The organism is Vibrio sp. R10-SG3-ISO10 (assembly GCF_059834185.1).
In genome coordinates this window covers 326,826-341,845 of sequence record NZ_JCBDHG010000020.1, presented here as the reverse complement: position 1 = coordinate 341,845, position 15,020 = coordinate 326,826, and the positions used below count along the sequence as shown (strand labels likewise).

Genomic DNA, 15,020 nt, shown 5'->3' with positions numbered 1-15,020 from the left:
ATGACGTCTAAAATCCCCTTTTATATATCGGTTGCATTGATTATTGCGGCTGGTATCGCTTTAAGCATATTTCGTCACCAAAACTACGGTGTTCCTTGGACACCAGGTGAAACCCGACAAGTCTGGGACATTGAAGCGCGAGTCGAATTCAATGGTCAAGGTAAACCGGTAAAAGCGTCATTAGCAGCGCCACATACTCAAACTGGGTTTACTCTTATTAACGAATCTTCGTCATCTCCTGGCTATGGTGTCTCTTACCTTCAAACGGACACTGGACGCCGAGCAGAGTGGTCGATCCGAAGTGCGACTGGACCACAAACTATTTATTACAAAACTCAGTTCCTCGTTGACCCTCAAGCTAATGTAGAACCGATAGCTCCTAGCGAAGAGATCAACCCTCCAACTTTTGATGGTCCAGTTGAAGCTGCCGCAATCGCTCTCATTGAGCGTGCGAATGAACGTTCTGCTGACGATATCACTTTTACTCGTGAACTGATCAAATCGCTTAACGACTCAGATAGTCAAAACGCCTCTTTGATTCTCAATCGAATGTCGAAAGTTGATGCTGTAGACAAAATTCTTGCGTACGCGAAGATCCCAAGCAAAGTCGTTGGTGTCATCGAGCTAGAAGATGGTCGCCGCCGTCAAACCATTCAGCAGATGAACCACGTATGGAACGGCAAAAACTGGATCCTATTCAATCCAAACAATGCTAACCAAGTCATCGAAGAGAACATCTTAGTGTGGGATGAGTCTAACGTATCGCTTCTTGACTTGATCGGTGGTCAAAACAGTCAAGTACACTTCTCTATGATTGCCCAAGAGGTGACGCCATCTCAGGCTACTCAAGATAAGGTTGAAGCAGATGGACTGCTTAACTTCTCTATTCATAGTCTGCCTCTTGAAGAACAAGCAATGTTTAAAACCATTATGCTTATTCCAATCGGTGCACTTATCGTTGTTTTCTTACGAGTAATTATTGGCTTGAAAACATCTGGTACCTTCATGCCGGTACTGATCGCTGTCGCGTTTGTCCAAACACAGCTTGTCACCGGTATCGTCGGCTTCTTACTGATTGTCGGTACAGGCTTGGTTATTCGTAGTTATCTCTCCAAGCTTAACTTGTTGCTCGTGGCGAGGATCTCTGCGGTCATTATCACCGTGATTATGATCATCTCGGTCTTTACCGTCGTTGCGTTCAAGATCGGCTTAACTGAAGGTTTATCGATTACCTTCTTCCCTATGATTATTCTTTCTTGGACCATCGAACGTATGTCGATTCTTTGGGAAGAAGAAGGGGCTAAAGAGGTTGTACTCCAAGGTGGTGGTTCGCTGCTAACCGCCGTACTGGTTTACTTAGCAATGACTAACTCATTTATACAGCACCTAACATTTAACTTTATTGGCCTACAATTGATTGTCTTAGGTGGCATTCTACTATTAGGTACTTACACAGGTTATCGTTTAACAGAGCTTCGTCGCTTTAAACCACTTGCGGAGGACTAAACATGCTTTCACGTTTTACCTCGCAATTTACAACCCCTGGTAAGCTTCACCATAAGGGTATTATGGGGATGAACCAGCGCAACCACAGCTACATTGGGCGGTACAACGACCGCTCAAAGTATCCATTGGTTGATGACAAGCTCAAAACCAAGATCATAGCCCAACAGCATGGCGCAACCACACCAGAATTGATTGGCGTGATTAGTAGCCAAGTTGAAGTAAAAACCATCCATAAGATGGTTAAAGACTGGCCAGGTTTTGTTATCAAGCCTGCTCAAGGGAGTGGTGGTAAAGGTATTCTAGTTATCACATCGCACAAAGATGGGGTTTATACCAAACCTTCTGGTGCGACGATTAATCAAGAAGATGTTGAGCGCCATATCAGTAATGCACTCGCTGGACTTTTTTCACTTGGTGGTAAAAACGACGTTGCCGTGGTTGAAAACTTAATCAAGTTTGATGACTGCTTTGACGGCTTTAGTTATGAAGGCGTCCCTGACGTACGTATCATTGTCTTCAAAGGCTACCCTGTGATGGCGATGATGCGTTGTTCTACAGCTGCTTCAGACGGCAAAGCGAACTTGCACCAAGGCGCGGTGGGCGTTGGTATTGATATCGCCACAGGTCGTGCGGTTAGAGCTGTGCAATTTGACCAACCGATCACGCATCACCCAGATACCGGTAAAGAGCTTGCCACATTGCAAGTTCCACATTGGGAGCGCTTATTAACGTTAGCTTCTAGTGCTTGGGAAATGACCGGTCTTGGTTATATGGGTACCGATATGGTGCTCGATAAAGAAGAAGGGCCGATGGTACTTGAACTCAATGCCCGACCAGGATTAGCCATTCAAATTGCTAACGGGGCTGGCTTGTTGCCAAGGCTTCATCACATTGAAAACTTAGGTTTGGGTATTGAATATCCAAAACCTGCTGAACGTGTCGCTTATGCGGCGAGGCAATTTGGTATATTTGCCAAAGAAGTGACAAGCTAAAACCTTAATAACAAAAAACCCGCAATCTGCGGGTTTTTTTAATCGCTTAAGTTAAACAATTAAGCCAAACCCTCACAAGCGTGTTCCTTACACAAACCGTATTTCAACTTGATCTTGTCAGCCACTTTTTCGGCAATCATTATTGTCGGCGCATTGGTGTTTCCGCCAATGAGAGTAGGCATAATCGAGGCGTCTACAACTCTTAAGCTCTCTAAGCCATAAACAGAAAGATCATTGTCGACAACCGCTAATGGGTCTTGTTCCGTCCCCATTTTACAAGTTCCAACCGGGTGGTACTGAGTGTCAGCACGGTTACGAATATCTTGCTCTATCGCGTTGTCATCACTTGCGTCTATCGGATAGAACTTCTCTCCTCGCACGTCGTCAAACGCCTCGCTCTCTAACATTTGATGCTGTTTTTTCCACGCCTTAATCATCACTGACATATCGTCTGGATGACTAAAGAATGCAGGGTCAATACTTGGCGAGTCGTACGGGTCTGCGCTTCTCAACTTCACCGTTCCTTTGCTCTTAGGTCTAAGCAAGGTAACATGACTGCTGAACCCATGACTTAAATGAATCTTCCTTGCATGGTCGTCAACCACAGCGACAACAAAGACAAATTCAAGATCCGGAACTTTTACGTCATCATCAGAACAAAAGAATCCAATCCCCTCAGCGTAATTACTGGTTAGCTTGCCGCTACGCTGGCGTCGCCATTCAGGCAGCGCTTTACTTAATTGAGTCGCCATTTGTAGTGAAACACCAAATGTTGACGTTTTCGCACTGCATTTGTAAGAGTGAATAAGGTCAATATGATCTTGTAGATTCTCACCAACTCCAGCCAGTTGATGAATCTGATGAATACTATGCTTTTCTAGCTCTTGCTTTGGCCCAACTCCCGAAAGCAATAGAATTTGCGGCGAACCGAATGCGCCAGCCGAAAGGATCACTTCTTTGCGGCACTTAATCTGAAATCGTTTTCCCGCTAAGCCATACTCCACACCGATCGCACGCTTATCTCGAAACAAGATTTTATGTGTTGTGGCTTTAGTCATTATTGTTAAGTTAGGGCGAGATAAATTAGGCGTGAGGTAAGCCTTTGCTGCGCTGCACCGTTCACCATTAACCTGCGTCACCTGTGTTGCCATCGCGCCAAACTGCTCCGCTCCATTAATATCTTTGTTACGCGGTACGCCAATAGACTCACAAGCTTGAAGATACTTCTCTAGCATCTCACTTGGACAGCGTAGATCAGCGACATTCAGCGGGCCACCTTGACCATGAAACTTGTCATTGTGGACTTCGTTGTGTTCCGCTTTTTTGAAGTAAGGTAAACACTCATCATAGCTCCAGCCTTGGTTGCCTAAGCTGGCCCACAAATCATAGTCATAGCGATGACCACGTGCATACATCATAGCGTTGATCGAGCTTGAGCCGCCCAAAGTCTTGCCCCGTGGCTGATAACCTTTACGTCCATTAAGTCCCATTTGAGGCTGCGTCTCAAAACCCCAATTATTGTACTTGGTTGGTAGCATCGCTACCGCGCCGACTGGGGTATGGATAAATGGGCTGGAGTCCTTACCCCCAGCTTCCAATAAGCATACGCTAACGTTGGGATCTTCCGACAGTCGGGCGGCTAGCACGCAACCTGCCGACCCACCTCCAACAATGATGAAATCATAACTGTCCATCAACCGTTTCCTCAATATTCAGAGGGTGAAGCTCACGTTTGAGTATCTTACCCGTTGCAGTCATCGGTAAGCTTGCACGGACAAAAACTCGGCGCGGATACTTGTAATCGGCCAGCTGCTCTTTGGCCCACGTTACTATCTGCTCTCCTTTAAGGTCAGAGGTATCCTTTAACACCACGTGTGCATGTATCTCTTCTCCTAGTCGATCATGGTGCTCACCAACGACAGCAACCATTTCAACATCAGGATGACACATCAAGACTTCTTCAATCTCGCGCGGATAGACGTTGTAGCCGCCGCGAATGATCATATCTTTGACTCGATCGACTATGAACAGATTACCGTGTTCATCGAGTCGGCCAATATCACCAGAGAAGAACCAACCATCCTTCAGAGCTTCTTCTGTCGCTTTTTCTCTTTGATAGTACCCTTTCATAACACTAGGGCTTTTAATACAAATCTCTCCAAGCTCACCGGTATTCAGTGACTCACCTAGACTGTCAACAATTTTGATCAGGTGTCCACACAGTGGCTGTCCTACACTTCCCGGTAGACGCTCACTATCGATATGATTGAAGGTTGCCACTGGCGCTGTTTCTGATAAGCCATAACCCTCCAGTATTGGTACGTCAAAACGAGACTCAAACTGGCGCAGAACCTCTACAGGTAGCGACGCGCCGCCCGATGCACTCAGTCTCAAACTGTTTTTCACCCGTTCGCACTGCTCGGGAAGCTGCTCTGCAACTTTAAGGAGTGCAATATACATGGTAGGGACACCAGCAAAAATGCTAACGCCATGCTCTACAATTTCATCCACCACTAATTTGGGTTCAAATCGTGGTACTAAAACCATATCAGCACCACACAAGACCGCCGCATTCATCATCACGGTTTGTCCAAAACTGTGGAAAAGGGGTAAGGTGATCATTGTGGTGTCACTGTGCTCTAGTCGCAACAGATACTGTGATGACATCGCGTTGGTCATCATATTGGTATGTGACAGCTCAGCACCTTTGGGTTGGCCTGTCGTACCCGAGGTATATAAAATAACGGCCGTGTCGTCACCATTACACGAGACGGACTCAAAATCGCTCAGTTCACTTTGAAGCCATTGATTGAAGGAGTATTCACTCGTTTGGTCGTCTCCTGGCATAGCAACAAAATGCTGGCAAGTCTCGACCTGCTCAAACCCAGCTCGACCATAATCACCAATAGGTAAATCTGGAGTGCCATCAAAGCAAAGGTACGCTTTGGCATCGGAGTCTTTGAGGTGATAAGCCACCTCTCTAGACTTAAATAACACATTCAGAGGTACCACAACACAACCTGCTTTTAAGATCCCATAATAGGCAATTGGAAAGTAAAGTATGTTCGGACAAGAAAGCGCAACTTTGTCGCCTTTTTCGAGCCCCAACTGCTTCAGTTGCAGCGCAACTTTATTCGACAACTGATTGAGCACTTGGTAGCTCATGGCTTGAGTACCCATCTGTAGCGCACGTTTATTTGGAAACAGCGCAGCACTGCGCTCTAGGTTAACAGCAAGGTTATGCATCCATGTTCTCCTCTAGGCGGTCAGCCTACTGATCTGATGTTATTTAGTTTGGTTCTTTAATGTAGGGTCTGGCTTACCGACAAAAAGTCGTACCGCCAGTTTTTGAATTGGATTGCCATACGCAGGCGCAAACAACCCAATAGGGAACCACTTACGCATTTGGAAAACACTGCGTGCATGGCTAAGTTCACGAAATCCTTCTTCACCGTGATAGTTGCCAATGCCCGAGTTACCCACACCACCAAATGGCACAGAGTGATTAAGTACATGCCAGCCCCAGTCATTGATCGTCACACCGCCACTATGGGTACGAGTAAGCAGCATTTCTCGCTGTTGCTTATCATGACTGAATAGATAGCAAGCCAAAGGTCTTGGACGCTCGGTGATGTAAGTAATGACTTGATCTAGGTCTTGATAACCCAACACAGGAAGAAGCGGGCCGAAGATCTCTTCTTGGCAGATACGCATCTCCGCGGTTAAATGAGTCGCAATGTAGAGCGGTGTTTTACGCCCCTCTCCTTCATCTAAACATTGAGTAATGATGGCTCCCTTTTCACGAGCATCATCAAGCAATTCATGAAACCTTTGATGTTGCGCATCGTCCACCAATGCTGTGTAGTCTTGGTTGTTATTTAGCTGCTGATACATCTCTTTGTGTGCATGAGAGACCGCCGCGACAAAGTCATCGACTTTTCCTTCCGGCACAAATGCGTAATCCGGTGCAATACAGATTTGCCCGGCATTAAATCCTTTACCATGAGCCACACGTTTCGCTGCGTATTCAATATCATAATCATCAAAGACAATAACTGGAGACTTACCTCCAAGCTCCAAAGTGACCGGTGTAAGATTAGCCGCTGCATTGGTCATGATTGCTTTACCACTGTTTGGAGAGCCGGTAAAAATTAGGTGGTCAAACGGGAGGTGGGAAATTTCCATTGCTTGAGTATGGTTCCCCTCTACGACACGGACTAAGTCGGTAGAATAGATCTCACTCAATAATTGAGACAAAACCTGAGTCGTGGCAGGGCAATTTGGCGGCATCTTAATCATACAGCGATTGCCTGCGGCTAACGCAGTGGCAAGCGGGCCGATCGAGAGGTATACGGGAAAATTCCACGGACAGATAATACCGACCACCCCTTTAGATTGGTAACGAACTTCCAACTTGTTGCCCTTAAATAGCCACTCCGTCGGACGACGACTTGGCTTCATCCAACGCGCCAAATGACTAATAATATGATTGATTTCTAAAATCGGGGCGAGAACATCGGCCATCAACGATTCGGTGTGACTTCGTCCACCAAAATCTTGGCTCATAGCATCAGCTAAAACATCTTGGTAGCGCGAAAGCTGCTTCTTGAGCGCTTTTAAACGCTGCTTTCTTAACGCTATGCTTGGTTGGGGTTCTTTTTGGTAAGCTAATTTAAGTTCAGAAAACCAAAAAGCCAGTTCATTATCCCCTAGTTGTTGGTTTTTACCCTGCTGTTCAACCAGCTGGTTTGCCATCATGTTCATTTTTAGGTACCTCAATTATCCCATTGCCTAATTACAACATCTCATTAACATTAAACACAGGTGACAAAAAGACATAAATCGGTGAAATTCGGACATAGCTAACAGACTTTGATGTCATACTTACGCTATACATGCATGCAGCTTGTTGTACTGACACTAATAACTAGACCAAAAGGACCGCCATGGAATATAGCGCCGTATATGAGCCAGACATGCAAGCTTGTGGCATTCTTGATGTACAACTGCTCACTCGCTATTTAGAAAACCGCTTCCCCGTTGAAGAAATGCTGGAAGGCAGTGGTATTTCACTGGCACAACTCTACTCTCCAGATACTCACATTACCCTTGCGCAGAAGCTGATCATTTTCAGTAATGCGCTAAGCAAATCTAATGAGCCTGACCTTGGATTGAAAGTAGGACAGCAAGCGCGTTTCAGTGACTTTGGTGTTTTAGGCTATGCAGCATTTAGCAGCAACACTCTGCTTGATGCGATGCTGCTTGGTTTTAAGTATTTGCGCTTAGCCGGACCAGTGTTAAGAAAAAAAATGTGGATCGAGCAAGATCGTGGTTACTTTCGAGCTGAGCAGTTGATTGACCTTGAAACAATTTTGCCGTTTTGTTGCGAGTATTGGTTTGCTGCAATCCAAAGTTTATGTGAAGAAGTTATGCAGCAGCCATTCCCATCGTATGTTCTTAGGTTTCCGTATCCCAAACCCTCGCACAGTGACCTATATAGTGACACATTCGGGTGCAGAGTGGAGTTTGACTGCCCCGAATTGGAATGGGAATTTGATGCAACACGGCTACGCGATCCTCTCCCCTCCGCCAATGCCATGACGCTGCAAATGTGCTTAAAGTCATGTGATGAGATGTTAGCGAAAGTCAGCAGTGCACCAAGTTTAAAAGAGAAAATTACCCAGATGTTTGTCGAAAGACCGGGCAGCTACCCTTCTATAGAGGTGTTATCTTCAGAACTGGGAATGTCATCACGAACTCTTCGTCGTCACCTTAAAGCTGAAGATACAAGCTACCAACATATTCTTGATCATGTTCGTTTCCAATTGGCGAAACACTACCTAGCATCAACAGGATTAAACATCGAAGAGATTTCTGAGCGCGTCGGATTCTCAGACAGCGCTAACTTTCGCCACGCGTTTCGTAAGTGGAGTGGTTACTCGCCAAAAGCGTTTCGAAACCAAATAACAGAAGTTAAATAACAAAATGCCCGCTAACATAGCGGGCATTTTTCTAACGGCTTACGTTTACAGTTCTTCGACCAGTTGTTGAACTTCGCTATTGGCCTTTTTCTCCTGACCAAAGCCTCTCAAGCCCACCACGTGCACGTGCTCGTGATCTTTAAACACTTTACGTACTAACTTGTAGGTGGTGCCTTTTTCAGGGCTGATGTTCTCTGGTGCGGCAATCAGAAGCTGCATGTCTAGACGGTCACACAGTTCGAACAAGGTCGATATCGACTTGGCATCCAGACGAGCAGCCTCATCAAGGAACAACAGACGACAAGGAACAATGTCTTTACTACGCAGACGACGTGATTCTTCTTCCCAGCTTTGTACCACCATAAGAAGAATCGATTGACCTGTACCGATTGCTTCACCCGTTGAGAGTGCACCGGATTCTGCTTGTAGCCAACCATCTGAACCACGGTTAACTTCAACACTTAACTCTAGATAGTTACGGTAATCAAGAAGCTCTTCACCCAGTACCTGTGGAGAGCGCTGCCCCATATCAATATGTGGGTTAACACGCTGGAACAGCTTGGCCATAGCTTCCGAGAAGGTGTAGCGAGGCGATTCAAACAAGTCTTTATGCTGCTCTTGTTGCGCCGACAAGCCATTGAGAAGCACTTCGTGACTCTCACGAATCTTCACGTTGAGGCGTACACCTTTCACCTGACCAAACGAGATGTTTGACAGACCTTGGTTAAGCATACGAATACGGTTTTGCTCTCGCTGAATCGTCTTCTTAATAATGCTCGCCACAGACTCTGAGCTGATCGCTAATCGGTTTTCACGTTGCGTCAGCTCTTCGGTTAATCGAGCCAGCTCAACTTCCATCTCTTCAATCGCTTCAACCGGGTCATCGGTACGGATAATATCCTGACGGATACGCTCACGTAGATGTTGGTAAACGGCAATATAGAACAAAACTTTGCGCTCTGGTCGTGCATTATCTTCAGAGAGGCGAAGCGCATCACGTAGGTCTTCGTTATCGGCCACAGCCAGACGAAGCGCACCGAGTGATTTATCTGACATCGAACGTAATTCGTTATCAGACATGTAAGCCAATTCGCGTTTATGCAGGCGACGTTCTACATCGTTCTCACGCGCCAAACGCAGCACCGAACACCAACCCGCTTTCGCAGCCACAACAAACGTGCGCAGTTCAACGTACTCTTTCTGAACCTTCTTCAAGCGTTTAGCGAGCGACTTCATTTCTAGCTCAGTAGACGTGATGGTTCGCTCATATTCACTCTTACGCGAGCGAGATGTATGTAAGCGCTCCTGAAGTTCATCGCGGCGACGCATTGCGCGTTCTGCAGCCCCTTCATCAGCAGTCACACCGTATTCTTGAAGCTCTTGTTTGAACTCCTGAACCGTTTCTAGTTTGGCTTGATGTGAGCTTTTCAGTGATGCCAATACTTGGTTGTATTGGTTCATTTGACCTTGTGCTTGCTTAAGCTCATCACGAGAGCGAGTACGCGCGCGTTCTGCTTCAACCAGTTTCGCTTTTAGTTGTTCACTCAGCTCACTGCTTTGGTTAAGCAAATCAACCGAGTCAGAGTAAGCAAAATAGTGGCGACGCTCAACAAGATCAGACAGGGCAAAGATCTGTTTCTTCAACTGCTGAAGTTTTTGGTCAGCTGCTTGATATTCAGCTTCTAGCGCATCGAATTGCTCTGGGTCAGCATCAAGTGCTGAGACGATCTTCTCTAGCTCAGTAATGGCTTTGCCATGATTGGTAACGAAAGACTTCGCTTCGGTCAACTTGGCAAGATTCTGTTCTAGCTCTTCAAATTGAGCCGATAGTGCGTCATCTTCGATCAGCGCCATGTTCGGCGCAATCTTATCGAGCGACGCTAAGGCTTGCTTGCTGCCGAGCAGTTGGCTGCGTTGCTGTTGCTCTTTAGCATCAAGATCAGCTAAAACGCGTACCAGCTGATTACGCTTGTCACGAATGGCAGCTAGAGCTCGTTCAGGGTCAGCTTCAAACGCCACCTGAATATGTTTCGCGACAAAGCTGTTGAACGCTTGGTACATACGCTGAAGTTTTTGCGAGTCGAATGCCGCTTTAGCATGCTCTTCAACCACTTCTTCACGTTCGTTACGCAGTAGATCTAAACGCTGTTCACGCGCAGCGCGACCAAACAAAGGAATTTCTGGTAAACGAGAGTAACGCATTTGGCGGTCGTTCATACGCACACATACTGCACCTTCAAGCTCTTCTGCATCGAACGAGCTGTCATCAAACGCATCTACATCACCTTCAATGATGTAAAGGTCTTCAGGACAGTCATCCAATTCCACCAGCTTCTCTTCGATGTCTGATAGATCAGACACGACAATCGCATGACGTGCAGGGCCGTACATAGCACTGAAATACGGCGCATCATCAATGGTGATATCGTCGTAAATTTCAGACAGTAATACGCCACCAAGCGTATCGGCTAGCCCTTTCAAACGTGGGTCATTAGAGCCACCCGGAGAAGCTAAGCGCTCAATTTCACCTTCAAGCTGCGTGCGGCGTTCTGCCAACTTATCTTTAGCTAGAGATTGCTTCTTCTCTTCTTCTAGCACAACCTGCATATGACTCATAACAGACTGGCTATCGTAGAGGTCAGCACCACTTTGCTCGCGCAGAGACTCAAGTGCATCGTGGGCAGCAATCCAAGTTGGCGCAATGGCCTCTAGCTTTTTGATTTCAGCAGAAGCGTCTTGCTCCAAGCGGCGCTGTTCGCTGCGCTGCTCACGAACCTCTTCTTGAGACATCTCTAGCGATTCAATTTGCATCGCATGACGTTCACGCTCTTGCTCAAAGGTCAGTTCGTCAATCAAGTCAACATGGTGCTGCTTTTGATATTCGCCCACCAGTTCTTGGGTCTGACGTTGTTTATGTAAGCGACGTTCAACATCACGATGCTGCGCGCGCCACTGCTGTTCGTTTTGTACCAGTTGCTGTGCTTCTCGACCTTGAGCGATGGCCACTTTCGCTGACTGAGACGCTTGGTTACGTTCCACATTGCCAACAATGCTCTTAACCAGCTTCAATGCTGTTTCAAACTGCTCTGCCGCAGCAGATGACATATCAAGCTTGTGCTTAGTGGACAGCAATTCATTGGTGCTTTGCGCTTCGTTATCTTTAAGCTGCGCAACCAAAGCCTGCGCTGACTCCGCGGTGAGATCTTCGTTTTGCAAAAGCAGCTTAGCTTTTTCAAGTGCCTGTACCGCCTGTTGGTATTGCAGCGCGCGAGTCTGCTGCACATCCAATGCCTGTTGGTAATCAGCAAGCTGAGTTTTCAAGCTATCGACTTCTTCCTCAGAAACCGTCGCCTGTTCCTCAACCATAAGCACACGTTCTTGCGCTTCTTCTACTACCATCATCTGTTCTTCAAGACGCTCTTGCAGCTCTTCAAGATCTTCTTGGTAGCGTTCAATTTTCTCTTGCTGACGCAGTGCGTTTTGCACTAGCTGCAAGTAGTCTGAAGCCGCCTGATAGTCTTGCTCTAGCGACGACTCAGATTCAACCAGTAGCTCTAGCTCTTCTTGTACACGGTTAAGCAGGTTGTTTTGTTCTAGCAAAGTCTCACGCGAGCTAAACAGCTCAGAGCGCAGTGACAAGGTCTGCTCAAGCTTGTTGCGACGATCATTAGCATGGCGCATGTAATCCGCCGCCACATAGTTAGTCGACTCTGTGATTAGATGCTTAAACAAGTCGCGGTCAGCCTGAGTGGTTTTGATCGCCTCAAGTGTCATGCGGTTTTCACGCAACGCTGATTCCATATCTTGGAACGCTTTTTTAACACCGCCGTTTTGTGGCAAGAGGTAGTCGCGAAGTGAACGAGTAATCGCGCTTGAGATACCACCGTATAGCGATGCCTCGATCAGACGATAGAACTTAGAGCGGTCGCTAGAATTGCGTAATTTCTTCGGAATAACGCCAAACTCAAACATTTGAGAGTGGTAATCGACAATCGAAGAGAAGGCTTTGAACTGCACACCTTCAATTTGACCAATAGACTCTTTTACCTCGTTGATCTGGCGAACACGAGCTTGAGTGTCTGAAACACTTTCGATCAACACATCCGTCGGTTTGATATGGCTTGGTAAGCCTTGAATCACAAACGGCTTGATGTCGACTTTCTTGTCACGACCAGCGACCTGTTGCAGCTTAACTGCAAACAGCAAACGTTGATTACGTGAATTCACGACATCGAGAGCGGCATAACAAGCACCGGCTTGTAACTTACCGTACAGACCTTTATCACGAGAAGATTGGCTGCTGCCCGCTTCGGTCGTGTTGCGGAAGTGAAGCAAGGTTTGATCGGGAATCAGAGCAGTAATAAACGCTGCCATGGTTGTCGACTTACCCGCACCGTTACCACCAGAAAGGGTGGTGACTAGCCCATCGATATCAAAAGTACGCGCAAAAAAGCCGTTCCAGTTGACCATGGTTAGCGATTGATATTTACCTCTTTCAATCATGCTTCACCCTCTTCCATCATTTCTTGTTCAGCGTTATCGTCGCTGTCAGTTTGTTCTAGTAAGCTACCTTGGCTCGGCTCTTTAGTATGCACAACCGCTTCACCGTCACGAATTAGGCGCAGCTGCGCTTCACGCATATCGTCACCAACTCGCACGTCAGCACCAAAGCGGAAAACCGACTCACTGATACTAAATTTGCCAGTTTCACCGATGTTGATGATCATACCTAGGCGACGCAGACGGCGTAGCGACGTACGCACTTTCTCAAAAAGCTTCTCTTTGTCTAAGTCGGAACCTGTTGCACGATTGGTTACTAGCTTCATGAGCTTCGCTTCATCGGCAAGTGCCAATAGCTCTTCATACAGCTCTTGGTTGGTAAAGATACCTTCATGCGCTAAACGCTCAGGGCTAAGGTAAAGGAAACACAATACCTTACCCACCAGCATATCAAGCTCTGAAAGCACACTACGACCAATCAGTGACGTCGAACGCGGTCGCAAGTAGAAAAAGCCTTCTGGTGCTTTCACGAGTTCAGTGTTGTAGCGTTGATAGAAAGAAGACAACTCAACTTCGAAGTCTGACAACAATGCGTGGTTATCAAGATCTTCGCTTGAGATATGACGCCCTGCTCGCAGCATACTATCGAGTGCAGGGAACAGAGGATTTGAAATTGCTTTTGCCAGATTATCTGACATGTATTCATTAATATCGGTCGATGACATTTGCTTGTACCTTTGCACCAAATTCGTTGATCGCTTGCCAGTCTGGTTGAATGGCTTGGTAATCAGACTCTGAGTAGCCTAAACGTACCGCTTGATCGATAACAATTCGTGCTAAATCAAAATGATGAGTTTGCGGATGCTGTGCTAGGTAATCACGTAGCACTAAGCCCAGATCGATTGGCGCACCTTGCTCTTTATGAACTTTAAGCATGCCTGCAATACGATCTGACAATTCATCATTGACCTGTTGGAACTCTTCGTATTCCACTTCTAGTGGTACTTGGCCGGTAACTTCATCATCTCTCAGTACCAAAGCTTCATCACGAAGGTCAGTTAAGCGCTCAGCATCTGCGTAAGTCAGGTACCAAGGCATATCGAAATACTCTTTGACGGACTGACGTAAACGAGAACTGAATGCTCGGTTCTTATCCATATCAATCGCGGTTCGAATAAATTTGTGGACGTGACGGTCATAACCGATCCAAAGATCGATCGCTTGCTGACCCCAGCTGGTAATGCGATCAAGCTTCATTTGCAGACCAAATAAGGTTTCTGCGATGAACTCCAGCTCATCATCACCATAAACCAGTTCTTGAATATCAAGAATCTGCGTCTGTAGCTCGTCGCCCGCGGCTTGAAGCGTATCTTGCAGCTCTTTGAGGGTATTGGATGTCTCAGAAAGCAGTGCTTCACAGTTGTTGATGGCGTCGCGCCAGTCTTTGTTTAACAGTTCAGCAATCTGAATCTTAACCGACTGCTGCTGCTCATCCATCACACGCTGGTTCAGATCGATCTGATCGAAGATCTCTCCCACTGAGTACTTAAGCACACCATAGACGTTCTTACGCCAGTGACCTGGCGTTCCGCCCTGACGCGCGGACTCAATCGCCTTCGACATTTCGTCAGCAACCATTGAAAGCTGGATAGAGAGCTTAAGTTTGGAGAATTCACGATGTCGGACGTAGTAGTCGGTAATCCCTATCGCAAGAGGTGACAGACGATAGATACTGGCTCCATCGGTCAATTCACTAGTAAAACGGCTAATGAGTCGTTGTTTGACCATTTCGTTAATCGCGTTGTTAGCGCGAAACGCCGACGCATCACCCGTTCCTTCAAATAATCGGGTAACAATGGTAAACGCGTCATGCAGTTCACCTTCACCCAATTCTTCATCGAACCTTTCATTACTGAGCACAGCAATAGCGATTAAAAATGCCAGTCGCTCTGTTGTCAGGTTCAATGAGAAATCATGCTGCTTAACCCAACCGACAAGTTCATCGATCGGCTGTTCAGCATTTAGAGTCATCTCACTCATT

9 protein-coding genes are annotated in these 15,020 nt (G+C 46.6%); 3 read left to right on the top strand and 6 right to left on the bottom strand.

Annotated elements, in window-relative coordinates; genetic code table 11:
• A complete protein-coding gene (locus tag AC6R16_RS11540; RefSeq protein ID WP_500640809.1) occupies positions 1-1,506 on the top strand; it encodes an inactive transglutaminase family protein in 1,506 nt (501 codons plus the stop codon).
• Between the two features lie 2 nt (positions 1,507-1,508).
• Positions 1,509-2,498, top strand: coding sequence for an alpha-L-glutamate ligase-like protein (locus AC6R16_RS11535; protein ID WP_500640810.1), 990 nt, complete (start codon positions 1,509-1,511; stop codon positions 2,496-2,498).
• A 59-nt stretch (positions 2,499-2,557) separates the two neighbouring features.
• Here the strand turns inward: AC6R16_RS11535 and AC6R16_RS11530 are convergent, their stop codons facing one another.
• The 3 genes from AC6R16_RS11530 to AC6R16_RS11520 are packed head-to-tail and all read right to left on the bottom strand — an operon-like array spanning position 2,558 to position 7,262.
• Positions 2,558-4,192, bottom strand: coding sequence for a GMC family oxidoreductase (locus AC6R16_RS11530; protein ID WP_500674437.1), 1,635 nt, complete (start codon positions 4,190-4,192; stop codon positions 2,558-2,560).
• Positions 4,179-5,744: a long-chain-fatty-acid--CoA ligase gene (locus AC6R16_RS11525; RefSeq protein WP_500674436.1), complete on the bottom strand. Its 1,566-nt coding sequence runs from the start codon at positions 5,742-5,744 to the stop codon at positions 4,179-4,181. The genes AC6R16_RS11530 and AC6R16_RS11525 overlap by 14 nt, the downstream gene beginning before the upstream one ends.
• A 39-nt stretch (positions 5,745-5,783) precedes the next feature.
• Positions 5,784-7,262: a coniferyl aldehyde dehydrogenase gene (locus AC6R16_RS11520; RefSeq protein WP_500674435.1), complete on the bottom strand. Its 1,479-nt coding sequence runs from the start codon at positions 7,260-7,262 to the stop codon at positions 5,784-5,786.
• Positions 7,263-7,444: 182 nt separating this feature from the next.
• Between AC6R16_RS11520 and AC6R16_RS11515 the strand changes: the two genes are divergently transcribed.
• Positions 7,445-8,479 carry an AraC family transcriptional regulator gene (locus AC6R16_RS11515; RefSeq protein WP_500674434.1) on the top strand — a complete coding sequence of 345 codons (1,035 nt, stop codon included), beginning with the start codon at positions 7,445-7,447 and terminating at the stop codon, positions 8,477-8,479.
• Positions 8,480-8,524: 45 nt separating this feature from the next.
• Here AC6R16_RS11515 and mukB read toward each other — a convergent pair whose 3' ends face one another.
• Genes mukB through mukF form a run of 3 tightly spaced genes read right to left on the bottom strand, consistent with a single transcriptional unit; the run spans position 8,525 to position 15,019 of the window.
• The gene (gene mukB, locus AC6R16_RS11510; RefSeq protein WP_500674433.1) at positions 8,525-12,982 is read right to left on the bottom strand and encodes a chromosome partition protein MukB; all 4,458 of its coding nucleotides are present in this window, start codon (positions 12,980-12,982) and stop codon (positions 8,525-8,527) included.
• Positions 12,979-13,704, bottom strand: a complete 726-nt coding sequence (gene mukE, locus AC6R16_RS11505) for a chromosome partition protein MukE (RefSeq protein ID WP_500640816.1) — start codon at positions 13,702-13,704, stop codon at positions 12,979-12,981. Before mukE ends, mukB begins: the two co-directional genes overlap by 4 nt.
• On the bottom strand, positions 13,685-15,019 hold the full coding sequence (gene mukF / locus AC6R16_RS11500) for a chromosome partition protein MukF (protein WP_500640817.1): 1,335 nt from the start codon (positions 15,017-15,019) through the stop codon (positions 13,685-13,687). Before mukF ends, mukE begins: the two co-directional genes overlap by 20 nt.
• Between the last annotated feature and the right edge of the window lies 1 nt (position 15,020).